Origin of the sequence: Trinickia acidisoli, assembly GCF_017315725.1 — a bacterium.
Classification (GTDB): Bacteria; Pseudomonadota; Gammaproteobacteria; order Burkholderiales; family Burkholderiaceae; genus Trinickia; species Trinickia acidisoli.
The window spans coordinates 1,089,209-1,107,892 of record NZ_JAFLRG010000001.1; the positions used below are offsets into that span (position 1 = coordinate 1,089,209).

Genomic DNA, 18,684 nt, shown 5'->3' on the forward strand with positions numbered 1-18,684 from the left:
CCGTTTCCTCACAGTCGGTATTCGAACGTCGCGAGGAGCGTGCGGCCGATACCCGGCACCGAGCGGCCGCCATCGGATTGGATCAGCGCGTCGTAGTAGAACTTGTTGGTCAAGTTCAACAGATTCAGACGCAAATCCCACTTCTTCTCGTGATACGCGGCCATCGCGTCCCAGCGGGTGTAGCCGCCGACCTGCACATAGTTCGTGTTCGCCGCATAGCGCGCCGACATATACGTCGGGCCGCCGCCGATTTCCCAATGCGGCGTGAAGTCGTAGGTCGTCCAGAGCGTCAGGGTGTTGCGCGGCGTATTGGCCGGGGTGTGGCCTTGTGTGCCGTCGTCCGCGCGTAGGATCATCGCGTCCATGTACGTGTATCCGCCGAACACTTGCCAGTTCGGCAAGAGGTGGCCGGTCACGCCTGCCTGGAAGCCGCGTACGCGGATGTCGCCGTCGAGCGTGTATTCGGTCGAGGACACCTGCGTGCGCGCGTTGTCCATCTCCTCCTGGAAGAGCGCCGACGTGACCGACAGATTGCCGCCGAGCAACTCCCACTTGCCGCCCACCTCGTACGACTTCGTGTGCTCCGGGGCGAGGTTCTGCGTGAAGTTCGTGACGGTCAGCGCTTCGAGCGAAGGGTCGAACGACGTGCCGTACGAGAAGTAGTACGACTGCCAATCCGTCGGCTGGTAGATCGTGCCTGCCCGCACGCTCGTGAAGTAGTTCGTCTGAGCGGTATAGCCCGGCGCGTTGATCGTGTTGCTGATGTGTGCTTGGAAGCGATCCCAGCGCAAGCCGCCGATCACCTTCCAGTGCTCGCCGAGCGAGATCGTGTCGTTCACGTATGCGGCGAGCGACGTTGCGCCGGAGGCGGCGTAGTTCCCGATCGTCTGCGTAACGTTCGACGGCGTACTCTCGTACACCGGATCGACCAGCGAGACGATCGGTAGATTGTTGCGCGTATAGGCTTGGTTGCTGTAGGTCTCGTAGCTGACCTCGGTGCCAGCGATCAAGTCGTGACCGACCGGTCCCGTATTGAATTTGTAGCGAACCATCGAGTCGTTGCTGAGCGAGCTGTTCTCGATCACGCGATCGTGGCTCTGCAATTGCACGTACAGATCCTGCGGCGGCAGCGTGGTGAAGTTGCCGTTCGAGAGCGCGGGGCTCGAAGCGAGCGGGCCCGTGAGCACGGCATGCGCGGCGGTTTCGCGCGCATCGGTCATCGAGTGGGAAATCTGCGTCTGGTTCGATACCGACAGCGAATCGGAAATCTTGTGATCGATGCGCGCTCGCAGCGACTGCACGTCCTGGATCGTGCGGTCGTCGGTCAGCCCGTAATACGTGTGCATCGAAGGCGCGAAGGGATGGCCGTCGAGCGACTGCACGCCATAGTCGGGCATGTCGTAGTTGTGCTGGATCAGCGCGGAGATCGTGACTTCGGTCGGCGTGCCGATCCCGAAGCGGACCGACGGCGCGATCCCGTAATCCTTGTTCTTCATCTCATCGCGGGTCGAGCCGATCGACTGGCCGAATGCGTCGATGCGAAAGGCGGCGGTATCGGTCAGCGGGTGGTTCAAATCGACCGTGGTCCGGTAGCGATCGTCGGTGCCGACCGTCGTCGAGATTTCCGCGGATTCCTTGAGGGTCGGCCGTTTGCTGACCTGATTGATCACGCCGCCGGTCGAGCCCCGTCCGAAGAGCATCGACGAGGGGCCGTACAGCACGTCGATCGATTCGAGGTCGAACGTGTCGCGATAGTACTGGTTGCGATCGCGGAAGCCGTCGAGATAGATGTCGTTCTGCGCGGTGAACCCTCGCAAATTGATGTTGTTGCCGATCTGGCCGCCCTCGGCGCCGCCGATCGTGATGCCCGGGGCATTGCGCAAGCTGTCTTGGAACGACGTTGCGCCTTGCGACTGCATGAGCGCTTGGTTGATCACCGTGACCGATTGCGCGATGTCGCGCTGCGCCGTCGGCACCTTCGCCCCGACCGTGGACGTGTCGCTGCGCAAGTCGGTGCGCTGGGCACTGCCGTCGACCGTGACGGCCGGCAGCGTTGCCACCGGCGCCGATGCGGCTTCCGGCGAAGACGCCGGGGCGTCTTTCTGGCGGGGGGTGTTCGGCGTGGCGGGAGCCGATGAAGCTTGCGCGTGCGCTGCGAGCGGAAGCGCCGTGACATGTAGCGCGAACGCCAGTTTGAGCGCCCGGGCGAGCGGCGTCTTGGTCAGCATGTAAGAAAACCCCTGTGTCGATGTTGGATGCCTGCCATCCGTGCGTGCGTGCTTTTTTTGCGAGCAGTGCTTTCGGTGGTTGCTCGGTGTTGTGAATGCAAATGAGAATGATTATCATTACATAAATCAATGACGGTTTCAAGATAAATGTGGACAGACCCTCCCGCTATCTGGCTGCGGGATGACGGTCAGTGAGGATTGGGGGCGTTAATAGGGGGTATAGTCCGACGGGTCGGGGATCCGTCGCGGCGTGTTTGCCGCCGCGTGCAGGCGTCCGAACGAACAGGCGCCTGTCATGAACCGTAGCAAGTTCTTACACTTGAGACGCACTGCGTCCGTATGATCGCCGTCGGTTTGCAAGGAGCAACAATGAACAGGGTCTTGATATTGACATTGCTGGTGGGCACGCTATCGTGTGCGTCGCTCGCTGGTTGTATCGCATACGGGCCGGCCCCGGCCGAGGTGACGATCGGCTGGCATGGAGATCGCTATTGGGATGGACATCGTTATTGGGAGCGCCACGATTGGGAAGCGCGGCATCCCGAAGGATACGAGCAGCGCCCTCAGTGATCGCGGCCAATCTCCTTTCACCCATTGTTAATCGAACTGAATGAGGAAATGAATATGAAGACCTTCTTGAAAGCGATCGTCCTGGCCGCCGTTGCAACGGCAGCCCTGGTTCCGGCCATTGCCGAGGCGCATTCCCACCGCGTCTGTCATTTTGATCACCATCACCATCGCGTGTGCCACTGGGTGAAGTGATCGAGCCGCGGCGGTCGCCTCAATCGATCGCCGCGTGCGAAGCCACGCCGTCCTCCGGCTGCACGCGAGGCGCGCGAATCAGCGCGAGCAGCGGGATGGCGAGCAGCGTGGCGACGAACATCAGCTTGAAGTCGTCCACGTAAGCGATCATGGCGGACTGTTGCGTGATCGTTTGATCGAGGATCGCGATGCGAAGACTCGACCCCGAAGCGAGCAGGTGCTCAATAGCAGGATCGAACGGCGTGACATGCGTCGCGAGGTCGGCGTGCGACACCTGCGTGTAGCGCGTCAACAACGTTTGCACGATCGAAATACCGATACTGCTGCCGATGTTGCGCATCAAGCTGTAGGTTGCCGTGCCGTCGGCGCGCAACTCGGCCGTCAGCGTCGAGAACGTGAGCGTGCTGAGCGGTACGAATACGAGGCCGAGCCCGAAGCCCTGAATAACGCCCGGCCACACGATGTCGGAAGGCGACAGCACGATCGTGTACCGCATCATCTGCCATAGCGCGAATGCGGAGATGCCGAGTCCGGCCAGCAGAATCAGCCGCGCATCGACCCGCCGCAGTAATTTTCCCGCCAGCAGCATCGCGACCATCGTTCCCGCGCCGCTCGGTGCCGTGACGAGGCCGGCCATTGCGACGGGGTAGCCCATCAGGTTCTGCAGCATGGGCGGAATCAACGCCCGCGTGGCATACAGCACGGCGCCCACCACGAAGATGAAGAACGTGCCGACCGCGAAGTTGGGGTCGCGCAGTAGCTCGCGCTTGAAGAAAGACACCTTGCCGGCCGTTGCCGTGTGCACGAGGAAGAACGCGAAGCTGATCGACGCGAGCAACGCCTCGACGATGATTTCTTTCGAACCGAACCAGTCGAGTTGCTCGCCGCGATCGAGCATCGCCTGCAAGGCGCCGATGGCGAGGGCGAGCGTGGCGAAGCCGAAGGTGTCGAACGTCACGCCGTGCTTGGGCGCCTTCGCGGGCAGAAAGGCTGCGACGCCGGCCAGTGCCAGCGCGCCGATCGGCAAATTGATGAAGAACACCCAGCGCCACGAATAGCTCTCGGTGAGCCAACCGCCGAGCGTCGGCCCGATGATCGGCCCGACCATCACGCCCATGCCCCAGATCGCCATCGCCTGGCCTTGCTTCTCTCGGGGATTGACGTCGAGCAGAATCGACTGCGACAGCGGCACCAGCGCGGCGCCGAAGATGCCCTGCAGCAGCCGCGCGACGACGATCTGCGCGACCGTCTCCGACAAGCCGCACAGCGCCGACGCCACCGTGAAGCCCACGATCGAAAACGTCAGAAGCCGCTTCACGGTCAATCGATCCGACACCCAGCCCGTGAGCGGCGTGGCGATCGCCGCGGCGACGATGTACGAGGTCAACACCCACGTGATTTCGTCCTGAGACGCCGCCAAGCTGCCCTGCATATGAGGCAGCGCAACGTTCGCGATCGTGCTGTCGAGCGTTTGCATCAACGTTGCGAGCATGATCGAGACGGTCAGCATCGGCCGGTTCAGCGGCCGGCTCGGCTGGGCGGCGCAAAGCGGTTCACTCAACGGATATCTCCCGCGATCGGCAGGCGGAGCAGCGATCTTCAAATAGTAAGCATGCTTATTATAATCTAGCATATGTACCGATGAGGCCGACGGAGCCGCCGTCGATTCGCTCCCCTATAATCCGCGCATGGACAAGAGCTACGAGAGCCGGCTGGGCTTTTTGATCACCGATGCGGGGCGGCTGTGCGGTCGTCTCTACGACAAACGCGCGAAGCGGCTGGGACTGACGCGCGCGCAAAGCCACGTGCTGGCGTATTTGACGTGGCAGGGCGAGATGAACCAGGCACGCCTGGCCGAGTTCTTGGAGATCACGCCGATCTCGCTGACGCGCTTGCTCGATCGGATGGAAGGCTACGGATGGGTCGAGCGGGTGGCGAGCGGCGACGATCGTCGCGCATTCGTGATTCGATTGACCCGCAAGGCGCGCAGCATGTTCCCGCGCGTGCTGAAAGTCGGAGACGAGGTGGCGGAGGAGGGCCTGCGCGGATTGTCGCTGGCCGAGCGCGAGACGCTGATCCGTCTGCTGCAGCGCGTACGTGGCAACTTCGTCGAAAGCATCGGCGAAGGCATCGAGTAGCACGGCCGCGCATTTTCGGCCTCGACGCTAACGCAAGTTGTCGCTGGGTCCATTTGTCCAACCAATGGGTGGGCGGGCAACCCCTGAGCCGGCTGCTTGGTGTCTGTCGTCCGACCCTGTAGGCCGCAAATCTGTCGCCTACACTTTAGGTGCACCGCGTGGCCTTGTGCTGAGTTGCACCGTCAAATGGGGTCGAACACTTTATCTCAAACCGACGGGCATCGAAGGCAAGTCTCCCACGGTCGCGTTCGGCGGCGACCGAGGGCTTCGTATCGTCTCCGAGCATGTTTATCAACTGCAAATCACCACGGAGGCGGTTTATGAAGAGTCAATTCTCGAACCCGGCACCGCTTGGCCTCGCCGGTTTTGCATTCACTACCTGGATGCTGAGCATGGTGAACGCGGGCTGGTACGGCCCGGAGGCTTTGGGGCTCGTGCTGGCCCTGGCGTTCGCGTTCGGCGGCACGGCGCAGATGATCGCCGGTGTGCTCGAATATCCGCGCGGCAATACGCTAGCGATGGTGGCGTTCCTCAGTTACGGCGCCTTCTGGTGGTCCTTTGCGCTGTTCGCGGCATTTCTGGGCTCGAAAGTCCCTGAATCGTTCGTCGGCTGGTATCTGCTGGTATGGGGCGTGTTCACTTTCTACATGTGGATCGCCTCGCTGCATACGAGCACGTCGGTGCAACTGGTTTTCCTGGCGCTCTGGATCACTTACCTGATCCTGGCCATCGGTGCATGGACGGGCTCGAGCCTGGCCACGCAAATCGGCGGCTATACGGGCTTGGTGACCGCGATTCTGGCGTTCTATGCTTCGGCGGCCATGGTCATCAACGAAAGCCTCGGACATACCGTGCTTCCGACCCACGACTGGGCGCAAGCCCATCCTCGGGCGGCGTAGTCATGCGGCGGCCGGCGCCGGCGCGCATCGAGCGTGTCGTCCGGCCGCCCCTGCGGCGCTCATTCTGAAGGAAGGAGGAAACCACCATGTCTGAGCATCGAGTCTTTCCGGCGCCTGCCGCCTGGGCCGCGAATGCATGGGCCGACTCGGCGCGTTACGAAGCGATGTATCGCCGTTCGGTGGACGACCCGGAGGGATTTTGGCGTGAGCAAGGCAAGCGGCTCGATTGGATCAAGCCCTACACGCTCGTCAAGGACGTCTCGTTCGCCAGCCAAGACTTGCATATCCGCTGGTTCTACGACGGGACGCTCAACGTATGCAGCAACTGTGTCGATCGCCATTTGGCGACGCGAGGCGACCAGACCGCGATCATCTGGGAAGGCGATGACCCGTCCGTCCACCGCACTCTCACCTATCGCGAACTTCACGAGCAGGTTTGCAAGTTTGCCAACGCGCTGAAGTCGCTTGGCGTCGCGCGGGGCGATCGCGTCACGATCTATATGCCGATGATTCCCGAAATTGCCGTCGCCATGCTGGCATGTGCGCGCATCGGGGCGGTCCATTCCGTGGTGTTCGGCGGCTTCTCGCCCGACGCGCTCGCCAACCGTATCCAGGACTGCGACTCGAGCATCCTCATCACGGCCGACGAAGGCGTGCGAGGCGGGCGAACGATTCCGATGAAGGCCAGTGCCGACAAGGCCATGGAGAAATGTCCGAAGGTGGACCGATGCGTGGTTGTCAAGCGCACCGGCGGCAAGGTCGATTGGCGCGAGGGCCGAGATCATTGGTACGAGGATCTGATGAGTCGAAGCTCGGCCGACTGTGCGCCGGAGGAAATGGGCGCGGAGGACCCGCTCTACATCCTCTACACCTCAGGCTCGACCGGCAAGCCCAAAGGGGTCGTCCATACGACCGGCGGCTATCTGACCTATGTCGCGTTGACGCACCAATACGTTTTCGACTATCACGACGGCGACGTCTACTGGTGTACGGCCGACTGCGGTTGGGTGACGGGGCATAGCTACATCGTCTATGGGCCGTTGGCCAATGGTGCCATCACGGTCATGTTCGAAGGTATGCCTAACTATCCGGATAGTTCGCGCTACTGGCAGGTGTGCGACAAGCATCGGGTGCAAATCATCTATACCGCGCCGACCGCCATCCGCGCGCTGATGCGCGATGGCGACGCGCCGGTGAAAAAGACGTCGCGCAAATCGCTGCGGCTGCTCGGTACCGTGGGCGAGCCGATCAATCCGGCGGCTTGGCTGTGGTACTACGAGGTCGTAGGCGAGCAGCGTTGCCCGGTGGTCGACACCTGGTGGCAGACCGAGACAGGCGGAATGATGATTGCGCCGCTGCCGGGGGCGACGACGCTCAAGCCCGGCTCCGCCACGCGTCCGCTTTTCGGCATACGTCCGGCGCTCGTCGACGAAACGGGTCACGTGATCGAGGGTGCCGGCACCGGCAGTCTGTGCATGCTCGATTCGTGGCCTGGGCAAATGCGGTCTGTCTATGGCGATCCCGATCGCATGAAGCAAACCTATTTCAGTCAATTCGAAGGGATGTATTACACCGGCGATGGGTGTTATCGCGATGCGGACGGCGACTATTGGATCAGCGGCCGGATCGACGACGTCATCAACGTTTCGGGGCACCGCTTGGGCACCGCCGAAGTGGAGAGCGCGCTGGTGTTGCACCCCAACGTTGCGGAAGCGGCCGTGGTCGGATATCCGCACGACGTCAAGGGCCAAGGCATCTACGCTTACGTCACGCTGAAGGCCGACGTCAAGGCGAGCGATGCGCTGCGCCAGGAGTTGACGGAGTTCGTGCGCCGGGAGATCGGCCCGATCGCCAATCCGGACTTCATCCAATGGGCGCCCGCTCTGCCCAAGACGCGCTCGGGCAAGATCATGCGCCGAATCTTGCGCAAGATCGCCACCGGCGATTACGAGAACTTGGGCGATGTGTCGACCCTGGCCGATCCGCGTGTGGTGGAAGACCTGGTCAACGAGCGCAAAGCGCATTGATCCGGCATCTGGCGTGAACGGCGAAGTAAAGATGGTGCGCGAACGGGCGGCCCCGATCGCGCGCCCGACTTAGACCACCGTCTCGCGCTCCGGCGTGGCGCTAATCTTATGGACCGAGAGATCGGCGCCGTCGAACTCGCTTTCGTCGTCGAGCCGAATGCCCACCGTCGCGCGCAAGACGCCATAGACGATTGCACCGCCGGCCGTGGCGACGACGATGGCCGCAAGCGTGCCGAGCACCTGCGAGATCATCGACACCCCGCCGGCGCCGCCGAGCGCCTTCGCCCCGAAGATGCCGGCGGCAATGCCGCCCCACGCCCCGCACAGGCCATGCAGCGGCCATACACCGAGGACGTCGTCGATGCGCCAACGATTCTGTACGCACGTGAACATATAGACGAACAGCGCGCCCGCGATCGCACCGGTGATGAGTGCACCGATCGGATGCATGACGTCGGACCCCGCGCACACGGCGACGAGTCCCGCGAGCGGGCCGTTGTAGGCGAAACCCGGATCGTTGCGCCCGGCGAGACACGCGGCCAGCGTGCCGCCGACCATCGCCATCAGCGAGTTGACCGCGACGAGCCCGCTGATCTTGTCGATCGTCTGCGCGCTCATGACGTTGAAGCCGAACCAGCCCACCGCAAGCACCCAGGCGCCCAAGGCGAGGAACGGGATGTTCGACGGAGGATGCGCCGCGATACGGCCGTCGCGCTGATATCGGCCACGCCGCGCACCGAGCAGCAGCACGGCCGGCAGCGCCACCCAGCCGCCGAACGCGTGCACCACGACGGAGCCGGCGAAATCGTGAAACGGCGCGCCGAACGTCGCGGCGAGCCACGTCTGCAGGCCGAACCGGTCGTTCCAGGCGATGCCTTCGAAGAATGGATAGATGAAGCCGACGAGAAGGAAGGTTGCGCAGAGCTGCGGGTTGAACTTGGCGCGCTCGGCGATCCCGCCTGAGACGATCGCCGGGATCGCCGCGGCGAACGTCAGCAGAAAGAAGAACCGCACGAGCTGATATCCGTTGTGCTCGGCGAGCGTTGCCGCATTGCCGAAGAACTGGACGCCGTAGGCGATCGTGTAGCCGATGAAGAAGTACGCGATGGTCGACACCGCGAAATCGACGAGGATCTTCACGAGCGCGTTGACCTGATTCTTTTTGCGAACCGTACCAAGCTCGAGGAATGCGAATCCCGCATGCATGGCGAGCACCATTGCGGCGCCGAGTAAGAGAAATAATGTGTCGGCGCCCGTTTTCAGGTCATTCATAAGATCAATCGATGCGCAAAAAACAGGCAAGGAAAGCAATCTGCGTACCAGGTCGGTGAATGAATGTTCCTGATTTGTGCATGCACTTGCCGTGGCGCCGTTTGCGCACCAAAGAGGGTCGGGAGAACGATCGGGGAACGTCAGCGCGTTCGCACTCTGTAGGTGCGTGCGTTGCACGCTATTCGAGCGCGCGCACTCGATTTGCGCATTCGGCGATGAGCCGGGGCGATGTGTCCGAAATCGGTGCGCAAACCCACGCCGATACTCCCGCGCGATCGACGACGAATGCCTCTACGCGTCCCTCTCGCAGCGAGAACTCGCCGATCGACACGTCGAACCGAACCCCGGCTGCTTCGATGCGGGCGAAGCGCTCGCCATGACGCAATTCGATCGAGAGCACTTGCGCCATGAACGCGTGCTCGCCATGTCCAGGCCGAATCGCTCGCGACGCCACGCGCCACATAAGAGGGCGGCCGGGTTCGATCGACCCGTTTGCGGTTGCGAGGATCAGGCCGTCGCCCACTTCGATCATTCCGGGAGCACGCATGACACCCGTGCCGACATTGCGCAGACCGAGCAGCTCGGACACACGCATGCTGGCCGGCTGCGAGAACACCTGCTCGGTGGGCCCGGCTTGCAGCACGCGGCCTTGGTCGATGACGAGCAGTTCGTCGGCGAGCAGGGCGGCTTCGTCCGGGTCGTGCGTGACGAGGATAGTCACTGCGGAAATCTCGCGTTGCAGCTCACGCAGCGAGCGCTGCAACTGACGGCGGCGTGGGGTATCGAGCGCCGAAAACGGTTCGTCGAACAAAAGCAGATGACTATGCCGCGTTAGCGCTCGCGCGAGCGCGACGCGCTGGCGCTGGCCGAACGAGAGCTGACGCGGCAAGCGGTTCAGTAGCGTGGCGAGCCCTAGGTGATCGATCCAATAGCGAGCACTTGCGCTGTCCGCGTCGACGGGAAAGGCGAGTTGCTCGAACACCGTCATATGGGGAAAGAGACCGTAGTCCTGCGGCATATAGCCGATCTGCCGATGCTCGGGCGGCAAGCGGTCGAGATCGCGCCGGCCGAGCGTCACGCTGCCGGTTTCGTTATGGTCGAGGCCCGCGATCAAGCGCAGTGCGAGCGATTTGCCCGAACCCGAAGGTCCGATGATCGCGAGCCGCCGCGTCGAGGGTGTCCATCGGATGTCGAGATCGAACGTTCCGAGCCGCCGCTTCAACTCGATGGCGAGACGCGGGTTGTCCGCTGTGGCGGTTGCGGGTGGCCCGGGTACGGGCGCGAGCGCCGGCTCGTCGCCGTTCTCGGATGGATCTTGGGCAGCGTCGTATTTCGCGCCGCGGCTGTAGACCGACAACACGGCACAGCCGATCGCGATGGCGATAGTGGGCAGCAGCAGCGGCATCATGGCCGGCAAGCCTTGCCCGCCGAAGAGGACGTAGGTGTAGACGGGCAGCGAATACGGGTGATAGGCGACCATCACGGTGGCGCCGAATTCACCGAATGCGCGTAGCCACGTCAGCGCGAGACCGGCGCGAATACCGGGCCAGGCCGCCGGCAGCAGCACGCGAAAGAAGCGGCTCATCGAGTGATGGCCGAGCGTCGCGGCAACGTCTTCGAATACGGGGTCGATCATGGCGAACGACGAACGCGCCGCGACGATCAGAAACGGCGCGGCGACGAACGTTTCGGCAATGACGATGCCGGTGAAGGAATCGGTCAGCGCGCCGTTCAAGACACGGCCGATCGCGCTGTACGGACCGACCAGAAAGAGGAGCAGCACGCCGCTCGTGAGCGGCGGCAGCGCGAGCGGCAATTGCACGACGAAGCCGAGCAGGGCCATGGCGCGCGACGACGAGCGGGCGAGCCAGTAGCCGAGCGGCACGCCGCCGATGAGGATGATGAGCGCAGCCGTGCTCGCGCTGGCGGCCGAAACGCCGACCGCCGACCAGGTCGCGCGCCAATCGACGCCCGCCCAATCCGCGTGCCCGATCTGCGGCACGCTCGCTGCGAACGGCAGGCACAGATAGACAGCGAGCAGAAGGGCGAGCGGCAGAAGCGGCCGCGCGAGCGTTCGGGTCATTGGCTTGAATCGAGCGCCGTCTTCAACGCCGCCGGCACGGCTTGCGCGTTGCCGCCGACAGTCGGCTTCACGACGTCGACGCCGTGCGCCTCGAGTAGGGCGTGTCCTTGCGGGCTGAGCAGGAAATCGACGAAACGGGCCGCACCCGCCGCGTTCGGCGCATCGGACAGCACCGTCAGCGTGTAATTCGCCTGGGCCTTCAATTCGGCGGCGGGCTGCACCGCGGGAATCTTCAGATCGGACGTTTCCGTCGAATAGAAGAAGCCCGCGTCGAGTTCGCCCGATTGTAGGCGCCCGACGAGCGTTTCTTCCGGCAGGACTTGCGCGGGGTTTTCCGGCGCGCCGAGCGTCTTCTCGACGAGATCGGGCTCAGCGTAGAGCGTCGCGGCTTTCGTCATCAAGTCGAGCGTAAAGGCGCCCTTCGGATCGAGCTTCGGGTCCGTGCGGCCGATGCGGATGCCGCTCTCTTGCAGCACTTGATCCCAGCGTTTGGTTCGGAAGTCCTGAGCGAAGCGGCTCTGCGGGTTATAGCCGATGACCAGCGGCGATTTGGCAAAGGTCAGATACCACGTGACGTGATTGCCGTTGGCCGCGCCCATCAGGAGGTCGTTGACCTTCGGGCTTGCGCTGACGAAGACGTCGCCCTGGCGCAACTTGCTCTTGATCTCGTTGGCGATCTTTTTCGATCCCGCGGCATACCCTTCGAAATGCAGGCCCGTTTGCTTCTCGAAGGCGGGGCCGACATCGCGCTCCATCAGGTTGACGAGCGAGCCGGCATACAGCACCTTGACGGTGCCTTCATCGGCCAAGCTGTTTTGCGCGGCCGCGACACCCGCGAGCACGACGAAACCGACAAAAAACTTACGGAACATGCGTATCCCCTTCGCGTTATGAAGACGCGTATATTACGCCTGCTTCCGAGCGCATTATGTGGGCGGAAGGGCGCAGCTTTCGAATTCCCGGTATTGACGCTTTACGCGCTCGCTCCGTTTCGCCGGCAGTACACTAGTGACGCTCCAAACCAAGATTCGCTTTTGGCCGGGCAACGAAAGTCACTTCGGAGATCAACATGCGAACCAGCGCTCGCAACCATTTCGCCGGCAAGATCGATTCGGTCAAGGCCGGGGCCGTCAACGACGAACTCACGCTGCGAACCCAAGAGGGCCTCGAAATCGTCGCGATCATTACGCACGGGAGTGCCGCGTCGCTGAGCCTTGCCAAAGGCTCCGACGCATTTGCGTTGATCAAGGCGTCGTCGGTGGTCGTGATGGTGGATGCCGACAGCAGCAAGGTCTCGGCGCGCAACTGCATTGCGGGAACCGTCGCGTCGGTCGAGAAGGGGGCGGTCAACGCCGAAGTCGTGATCAAAGCAGCGGGCGGCGCGCAGATCGTGTCGATCATCACCAACGACAGTGTCGAGCGCCTCGGGCTTGCCGTCGGCAAAAATGCGGCAGCGCTCTTCAAGGCATCGAGCGTCATCGTCGGCGTCGATTGAGCTAGGCACGCCGCGCGATTTGCCGGCGCCGCGGCATGTCAAACGACTCGCGCGCATCGTTGCGCGGGTGCTTACCGCGTAACGCGAAGATTCGCGCCTCCAACTTGGCGATCAGTGTTCGAGTGAACGCTAAACGCCTTGCTCGGCCGCCATTGCACGGGCGATGCGGATCGCATCCCAAAGCGCGGGCAAAATCATCAGCGATACCGGCGCCGCTGTAATGACGATGAACGATTGCAGCGCACTTACGCCGCCGGCTCCCATCGTAATCAGCACCGCGCCGATCGCCCCCATGCCGACGGCCCAAAAAATCTTCAACCAGTTATCAGGTTCTTCCCGATCGTCGGTTGCCGACATTGCAATGGTGTAGGCGATCGAGCCGGCGTTCGTCACGACCGAGAAGAAGCTGAGAAATAGAAACAACGCGGAAATCAGACCAGGCAATGGCATGGCCTGTGCAACACCCAGCAGTAGCGCTTCGGGTTGCATGCCATGGCCGATCACGACGTTTGGCGATCGCAACTCGATGCCGATACCCGTTCCTCCAACCAGCGTGAACCACAACATCGTGATCAAGGGCGCCGCGATCGACAGTAGCGTCACGACCTCGCGGATCGTTCGGCCTCGCGAAACTTTGGCGACATAGATGGCCATGACGGGCGCATATCCGATAAACCAGCCCCAGTAGAAGAGCGTCCATGAGTGCGTCCACGTGCTATTGCCGCGATGTGTTGCCGTTAGCGCGAAATCGACGACGTGGACAGCGAACGCCTTGAAGAAGACCGTATTGAGAAACGCCGTCGGACCGAACAGATATAAGAATGCGGCGAGCCCCAGCATCAGCCACACGTGAATTTTGCAGACGAAGCGCAACCCGTCGAGACCGGCGACGCAGGCTGCGGTGAAGATGACGGTCACGGAGAGAATGACGAGTGCCTGCGTTGCGATCGTGTCAGGTGCGTTCCACATGATGTGGAGCACGTAGGCGATCTGCAGACCCAGAAAGCCAATCGGCCCGATCGTTCCCGCGGCGACTGCGACGATCGCCGTTGCATCGGCAATCACCGCAATCGGGCCCTTGAGCGCGCGTGCGCCGAAAAGCGGATATAGCAGCGTGCGCGGCGCAAGCGGCAATCCCTTGTCGTAGTGCAAATGCATCAAGACGATGCTCAGCAGGCTGCCCAGTATTGCCCATGAAAGAAAGCCCCAGTGCAAGAAAGATTGTGCAAGGGCCTCGACGCCTGCCGCGTACGTTTCGCTTTCGATGGGGTAGAAGGGGGGCGGATCGACAAAATTGATCAACGGCTCAGCGGCGGCCCAAAACGCGCCTCCGCCAGCCAGCAAAGCGCAGATGACGATGACCGCCCAATTGAAGGTCGAATTGGATGGGGTTTGATCGATGCCGCCAAGTTTGACGCGTCCGAGTTTCGAGAACGCGATGCCGAGGCTGATGACTAGCGTGGCGAGCATCAGCACCTGCCAGTAAAGACCAAAACGCTCGGTGACCCACGCGAAGGCGATAGCGATGACCTTCGACCACCAGCGCAAATTGATCGATGCCGCGATCAGGAACAGCAGAAAGAATCCGCCGCTCGAGCAAAAGATCGGCCAGTCGATTCCCCCTTTGCGACATCGCCGCACACCACCGGCCTTGGCACCGGGTGCCGGCTTGATAGACGATTCCACGTCGCCTCCTGAGGGCGTCTGTCTCGGCATGACCATCTTGCGTGCGATCCCTCGGTTTCAGGGGACCCGGGCCATTCGATGATTCTATCGAAGCGAATCAGCGCTAATTGGATGTTGGGTCACGCAGTGCGGAGACGATATATTCGACGAAAACACGTATACGGGTCGGCAATTGCTTTCTGCTCAGATAGCAAATGAAGTGGCCGCGGCCGGGAGCGATGAATTCCGGCAGCAAGGGGACGACCGCCCCGCTGCGTATCAAGGGATCGGCCTGGTAATTGGCGAGTTGAGCCAACCCTCCGCCCGCCACCACGGCGGACGCGACCAACTCCGCATCGTTGAACACCTGGGACCCTTGCACGGGAATTTTGACCAAATTGCCGTTGATGACGAATTCCCAGTCGTGTGTTTTCCCGGTATCCGCAAGCTGAAAAGTGATGCATTTGTGATGCTCGATATCCGCGGGATCAGCAGGCATCCCCGCATGGCGCAGATAGTCGGGCGAGCCGCATACGATAAGTTTCATCGGTGCTATCTGCCGAGCAATGATCTCGGCATCGTCAAGACGCCCATTGCGTATCGCCACGTCCACGCGGTCGCGCGCGAATTCGACCGTGAGGTCGTTGAGGTAAAACTCGAGTCGAATGTCGGGATACTGAGCGCAAAACCCAGGAAGCAGCGGCGCGATGCATTTCCTGCCGAAGCCCACGGTCGAACTCACTCGCAGCCGGCCGTAGGCGAGCTCGCCCGCATTCTTCAGATCTTGCGTCGAACGGATGAGCTGCTCGACGCTCGGCAAACATTCGTCGAAGAAACTCGTCCCTTCGGGCGTTAAAGAAACGTTGCGCGCGTTGCGGTTGAGGAGGCGAACGCCGAGATGTTCTTCGAGACGCGCGATGCTTCGGCTCACGGCCGGGCTTGAAATGCCCAACTCACGCGCGGCTTTGTTGAAATTTCCCGTCATGGCCACTTTCATGAACGCCACGATTCCGGAGAAATTCGAGTTGGTCGTCATACGAATGTCTCGGGGGCACACGAACGGGCCCTCGCCGCCAGCCCATCATGCGGCGGCGCGATCGACACCGTGACGCCGATCGCACACTGCTCGCGTGCCTTGCCCTTCGGACTCATCCAAACCTCGTCGAAATGTGCGGGAGACTCGTGCCAATATGCCTGCGCCTCGCAAATCTCACAACACTATTTCGGCCTCATCGCCTTACCGCATGGCGACTCCGGATTGCCCAAGGCGATGAAGTATGTTGCGCATCGATGCTCATATCGAAGGGTCGTTGCCAAACGGTTACCGCCACGGTAACCCCTTGCCATCTATCAACCGAATCTGCGCCACGGATAATTGACAATCCATGTAAGAGGCTGTCGCAAGCTAGGTGACTTTAGTGGGTCGGCCCCGATACAGGCGATAGCGAATATTCGACAAGAGCACAGCAAAGTACTGGCTCGATTTTGCAACAATCGTTAATGGAGACTGTCATGACGCAATCCCTCGCCGACCATCCGTCGAGTACAGATGTCCCACGTACTCGAATTGCGGGTGCCCGCAACGTAATTGTCGAATGGGTATGGATTTTCCCGTGCATAGCGGTATTGTATTACCCATGGGCGCTTAAATTATTTCACGATTCGGTCGCGACCAATCAGCATGTTACAGCGGCGGCACTGATCTATTTAGGCACCGCGTATCTGGTGCCGTTGTTCGCGTTTTATGTGCTCTACAACCTGAGCCAGCGGGACGACATGGCAGCGCGCACCGCACTCGCGAGAAGAATGTCTCACTTGGCGTTTGCCGCGCCCCCGGCCTATGTGCTGGTCGGGGTGCTGTTGTACATGATGAAGATCTATGGGCACGATATCGCCGTCTGGACTGGCCTCTGGATTACCATTGCCGCGCTGGGTGCGCTGCTTGCGCAGACCACGCCACAGCGCCTCGTCGTTCTCGACGATCCTAGACTCCATGCGCCAGTGCGGGTTGCGCATGGCATCTCCGCTCTGTTTATCCTCGGCGTTTTCCTGGCCCCTCATCTGTTCAACCATTTGTTTGGCATTCTCGGCCCTGACGCGCATAAATCGATAATGAAAGTGTTGGAGGTGGTCTACCGGCAGCACATCGTAGAACCCCTTCTGGTCGTCGCCTTCATTTTCCAGATCATCAGCGGGCTCGTCTTGCTTCGTCCAAAGATGGTGCGTAAAGGCGATCTGCTGGATTCGGTCCAAACCGCATCGGGGATGTTTCTGACGTTTTTTATCGCATCCCATATCAATGCGGTTTTTGTTCTCGCTCGGTATTTCGGTACTGAAACGAACTACGCATGGGCCACGGGTTTGCCCGCGGGACTCATCAAAGACGAGTGGAATATTCGTCTGCTGCCGCACTACTCGATGGCCGTTTTCTTGGTGATTTGCCACGTCGCATGCGGTTTGCGCGTCGTTACTCGAACGCACGGCATGCCCGTCGCTCGATCCAACATGATTGCGTGGGGGATAGTCGGTATCGGTGGCGTCGTGACCGCCGTCGTGACTGCCGGCCTGGTCGGCATGCGCGTTTAATCAATGCTTGCGCATTAGATATTAAAACGATCAATATTAAATTGGAGACACGAATGAGAAGCAAAGCGATATATGTGGCGGCGCTGACGGCTTTGGCCGGTGCCGCTCATGCACAAAGCAGCGTCACGTTGTATGGCCTCATCGACGAAGGGCTCGACATCACCTCCAACGCGGGCGGCGCGCGCAGCTATCAGATGGTGAGCGGCGATACGGTGGGTAGCCGCTTCGGCATCAAGGGCAACGAAGCTCTCGGCGGCGGCTTGAAGGCGCTGTTCGTGCTGGAAAACGGCTTCAATGCCAATACCGGTGCGCTGGGCCAGGGCGGCCTGATGTTCGGGCGTCAAGCCTATGTCGGTCTCGGATCGACGCGGTACGGGACCGTGACGATGGGGCGCCAGTACGACCCGACCATCGATCTGTGGAGCGGTTTTACCGCCGCCGGCAACTGGGAAGGCGACCTCGGCGCGCATCCGTACGACAACGATAACGCGGATTATGATTACCGCATCCAGAACGCCGTCAAATATGTGTCGCCGACGGTGGCGGGGTTGACCGGCGAGGCGATGTACGGCTTCAGCAATAGCACGAGCTTCGCGGGCAATCGCCTATACGGCGCGGCGCTTCAGTATCAGATGGGGCAGTTCTCCGCGGCGGTCGCATACCTGAAGACCGATAACGGCGGCGCGACGGCCGGCGGTGCGGCGCCGAGCGCAACCGTGGTATTTACCGCGGCCAGTCAACAGAACATCGACGCCGGCCTGTCGTATACGTTCGGCGACAAGGCTTATCTCGCGCTGGCGTACTCGCATGTCGACGTCTACGATCCGACCTCGAACGCCTACTTCGTCACGCAGCCTGCCGCCGGGACGCAGCACGCGTGGAAGTTCGACAATATCGAACTCAATGGCAAGTACTTTCTGCGCCACGACCTGTGGCTGGGGGCGGCGTATACGTTCACGCGAGCGCATGTGTCGACGGTGACGGGCAATTCGAGTCCGAACTGGAATCAGGTGTCGCTGATGTTCGATTACGATCTGAGCGCGCGCACGTCGCTGTATCTGCAGGCTGCCTATCAGCATGCGAACGGCAACACCGGTCAGGACTTCGACTATGCCTACATTCCCGGCGCGCCGAGCCCTTCGTCGACCTCCAACCAGATGATCTACCGCGTTGCAATGACTCACCGCTTCTGAAGCAAGTCCATACGGGGATTCGAAACAGGAGGCGCGGGGCGTTCGTGGCCCGCGCCTCCTTTTGTCGTCGGTCTCGTACGCGTGCGTGCTACCTGCGTGACGCAATCAGAACTCATTCCAAGCGCCACGCAATCACTACGTGACCGCGCCGCGCGCGAATCTTTCCGACCGTTACACCCATGACGAAATGCGGCGATCCCAGCCGCTGGCCGCGTTGTCATCGATTACGGCGTAACGGATCGATACAAAGCGGTTGCCAAGCCGCACCAGCAAGCGTCTAGTATTCACTTCGTCAATAAGTTGAAAGGAAGTTAAGCGCTCGTCGCCAATAACGGC

The 18,684-nt window shown here is 61.5% G+C and carries 15 protein-coding genes and 1 pseudogene; 8 read left to right on the forward strand and 8 right to left on the reverse strand.

Annotation, left to right across the window (positions count from 1 at the left end):
• Window positions 1-8 precede the first annotated feature (8 nt).
• A complete protein-coding gene (locus J3485_RS05060) occupies window positions 9-2,228 on the reverse strand; it encodes a TonB-dependent siderophore receptor (protein ID WP_206951461.1) in 2,220 nt (739 codons plus the stop codon).
• A 369-nt stretch (window positions 2,229-2,597) separates the two neighbouring features.
• On the opposite strand from J3485_RS05060, the gene J3485_RS05065 reads away from it, so the two are divergent.
• Both J3485_RS05065 and J3485_RS05070 read left to right on the forward strand, forming a co-directional pair.
• The gene (locus J3485_RS05065) at window positions 2,598-2,798 is read left to right on the forward strand and encodes a hypothetical protein (RefSeq protein WP_206951462.1); all 201 of its coding nucleotides are present in this window, start codon (window positions 2,598-2,600) and stop codon (window positions 2,796-2,798) included.
• Window positions 2,799-2,852: 54 nt separating this feature from the next.
• On the forward strand, window positions 2,853-2,990 hold the full coding sequence (locus J3485_RS05070; RefSeq protein ID WP_206951463.1) for an HHHH-motif protein: 138 nt from the start codon (window positions 2,853-2,855) through the stop codon (window positions 2,988-2,990).
• Window positions 2,991-3,009: 19 nt separating this feature from the next.
• On the opposite strand, the gene J3485_RS05075 is transcribed toward J3485_RS05070, so the two are convergent.
• Window positions 3,010-4,500, reverse strand: a complete 1,491-nt coding sequence (locus J3485_RS05075) for a DHA2 family efflux MFS transporter permease subunit (protein ID WP_206955656.1) — start codon at window positions 4,498-4,500, stop codon at window positions 3,010-3,012.
• 178 nt (window positions 4,501-4,678) lie between these two features.
• On the opposite strand from J3485_RS05075, the gene J3485_RS05080 reads away from it, so the two are divergent.
• The 3 genes from J3485_RS05080 to acs all read left to right on the forward strand — a co-directional run bounded on the left by J3485_RS05080 (window position 4,679) and on the right by acs (window position 8,054).
• On the forward strand, window positions 4,679-5,128 hold the full coding sequence (locus J3485_RS05080; RefSeq protein WP_206951464.1) for a MarR family winged helix-turn-helix transcriptional regulator: 450 nt from the start codon (window positions 4,679-4,681) through the stop codon (window positions 5,126-5,128).
• Window positions 5,129-5,448: 320 nt separating this feature from the next.
• Window positions 5,449-6,027, forward strand: a complete 579-nt coding sequence (locus tag J3485_RS05085; protein WP_206951465.1) for an acetate uptake transporter — start codon at window positions 5,449-5,451, stop codon at window positions 6,025-6,027.
• 86 nt (window positions 6,028-6,113) lie between these two features.
• Window positions 6,114-8,054, forward strand: coding sequence for an acetate--CoA ligase (gene acs / locus J3485_RS05090; RefSeq protein WP_206951466.1), 1,941 nt, complete (start codon window positions 6,114-6,116; stop codon window positions 8,052-8,054).
• A gap of 69 nt (window positions 8,055-8,123) precedes the next feature.
• Here acs and J3485_RS05095 read toward each other — a convergent pair whose 3' ends face one another.
• The 3 genes from J3485_RS05095 to J3485_RS05105 all read right to left on the reverse strand — a co-directional run bounded on the left by J3485_RS05095 (window position 8,124) and on the right by J3485_RS05105 (window position 12,281).
• A complete protein-coding gene (locus tag J3485_RS05095; protein WP_206951467.1) occupies window positions 8,124-9,326 on the reverse strand; it encodes an ammonium transporter in 1,203 nt (400 codons plus the stop codon).
• 178 nt (window positions 9,327-9,504) lie between these two features.
• Window positions 9,505-11,409, reverse strand: a complete 1,905-nt coding sequence (locus J3485_RS05100) for an ABC transporter ATP-binding protein/permease (RefSeq protein ID WP_206951468.1) — start codon at window positions 11,407-11,409, stop codon at window positions 9,505-9,507.
• Window positions 11,406-12,281 carry an extracellular solute-binding protein gene (locus tag J3485_RS05105; RefSeq protein WP_206951469.1) on the reverse strand — a complete coding sequence of 292 codons (876 nt, stop codon included), beginning with the start codon at window positions 12,279-12,281 and terminating at the stop codon, window positions 11,406-11,408. The genes J3485_RS05100 and J3485_RS05105 overlap by 4 nt, the downstream gene beginning before the upstream one ends.
• Window positions 12,282-12,478: 197 nt before the next feature.
• On the opposite strand from J3485_RS05105, the gene J3485_RS05110 reads away from it, so the two are divergent.
• A complete protein-coding gene (locus J3485_RS05110) occupies window positions 12,479-12,904 on the forward strand; it encodes a TOBE domain-containing protein (RefSeq protein ID WP_206951470.1) in 426 nt (141 codons plus the stop codon).
• Between the two features lie 129 nt (window positions 12,905-13,033).
• On the opposite strand, the gene J3485_RS05115 is transcribed toward J3485_RS05110, so the two are convergent.
• The 3 genes and pseudogenes from J3485_RS05115 to J3485_RS29505 form a co-directional block, all read right to left on the reverse strand.
• Complete coding sequence (locus J3485_RS05115; RefSeq protein ID WP_206951471.1) at window positions 13,034-14,590, reverse strand: BCCT family transporter; 1,557 nt, start codon at window positions 14,588-14,590, stop codon at window positions 13,034-13,036.
• Between the two features lie 103 nt (window positions 14,591-14,693).
• Entirely contained in the window at window positions 14,694-15,389 is a 696-nt protein-coding gene (locus J3485_RS05120) for a substrate binding domain-containing protein (RefSeq protein WP_242538486.1), read from the reverse strand.
• Window positions 15,390-15,422: 33 nt separating this feature from the next.
• Window positions 15,423-15,605: pseudogene (locus J3485_RS29505) on the reverse strand (helix-turn-helix domain-containing protein); the annotation flags it as partial.
• 476 nt (window positions 15,606-16,081) lie between these two features.
• Between J3485_RS29505 and J3485_RS05125 the strand changes: the two are divergent.
• Complete coding sequence (locus tag J3485_RS05125) at window positions 16,082-17,155, forward strand: hypothetical protein (protein ID WP_206951473.1); 1,074 nt, start codon at window positions 16,082-16,084, stop codon at window positions 17,153-17,155.
• Window positions 17,156-17,208: 53 nt separating this feature from the next.
• Complete coding sequence (locus J3485_RS05130) at window positions 17,209-18,348, forward strand: porin (protein WP_206951474.1); 1,140 nt, start codon at window positions 17,209-17,211, stop codon at window positions 18,346-18,348.
• The last annotated feature ends 336 nt before the right edge of the window (window positions 18,349-18,684 follow it).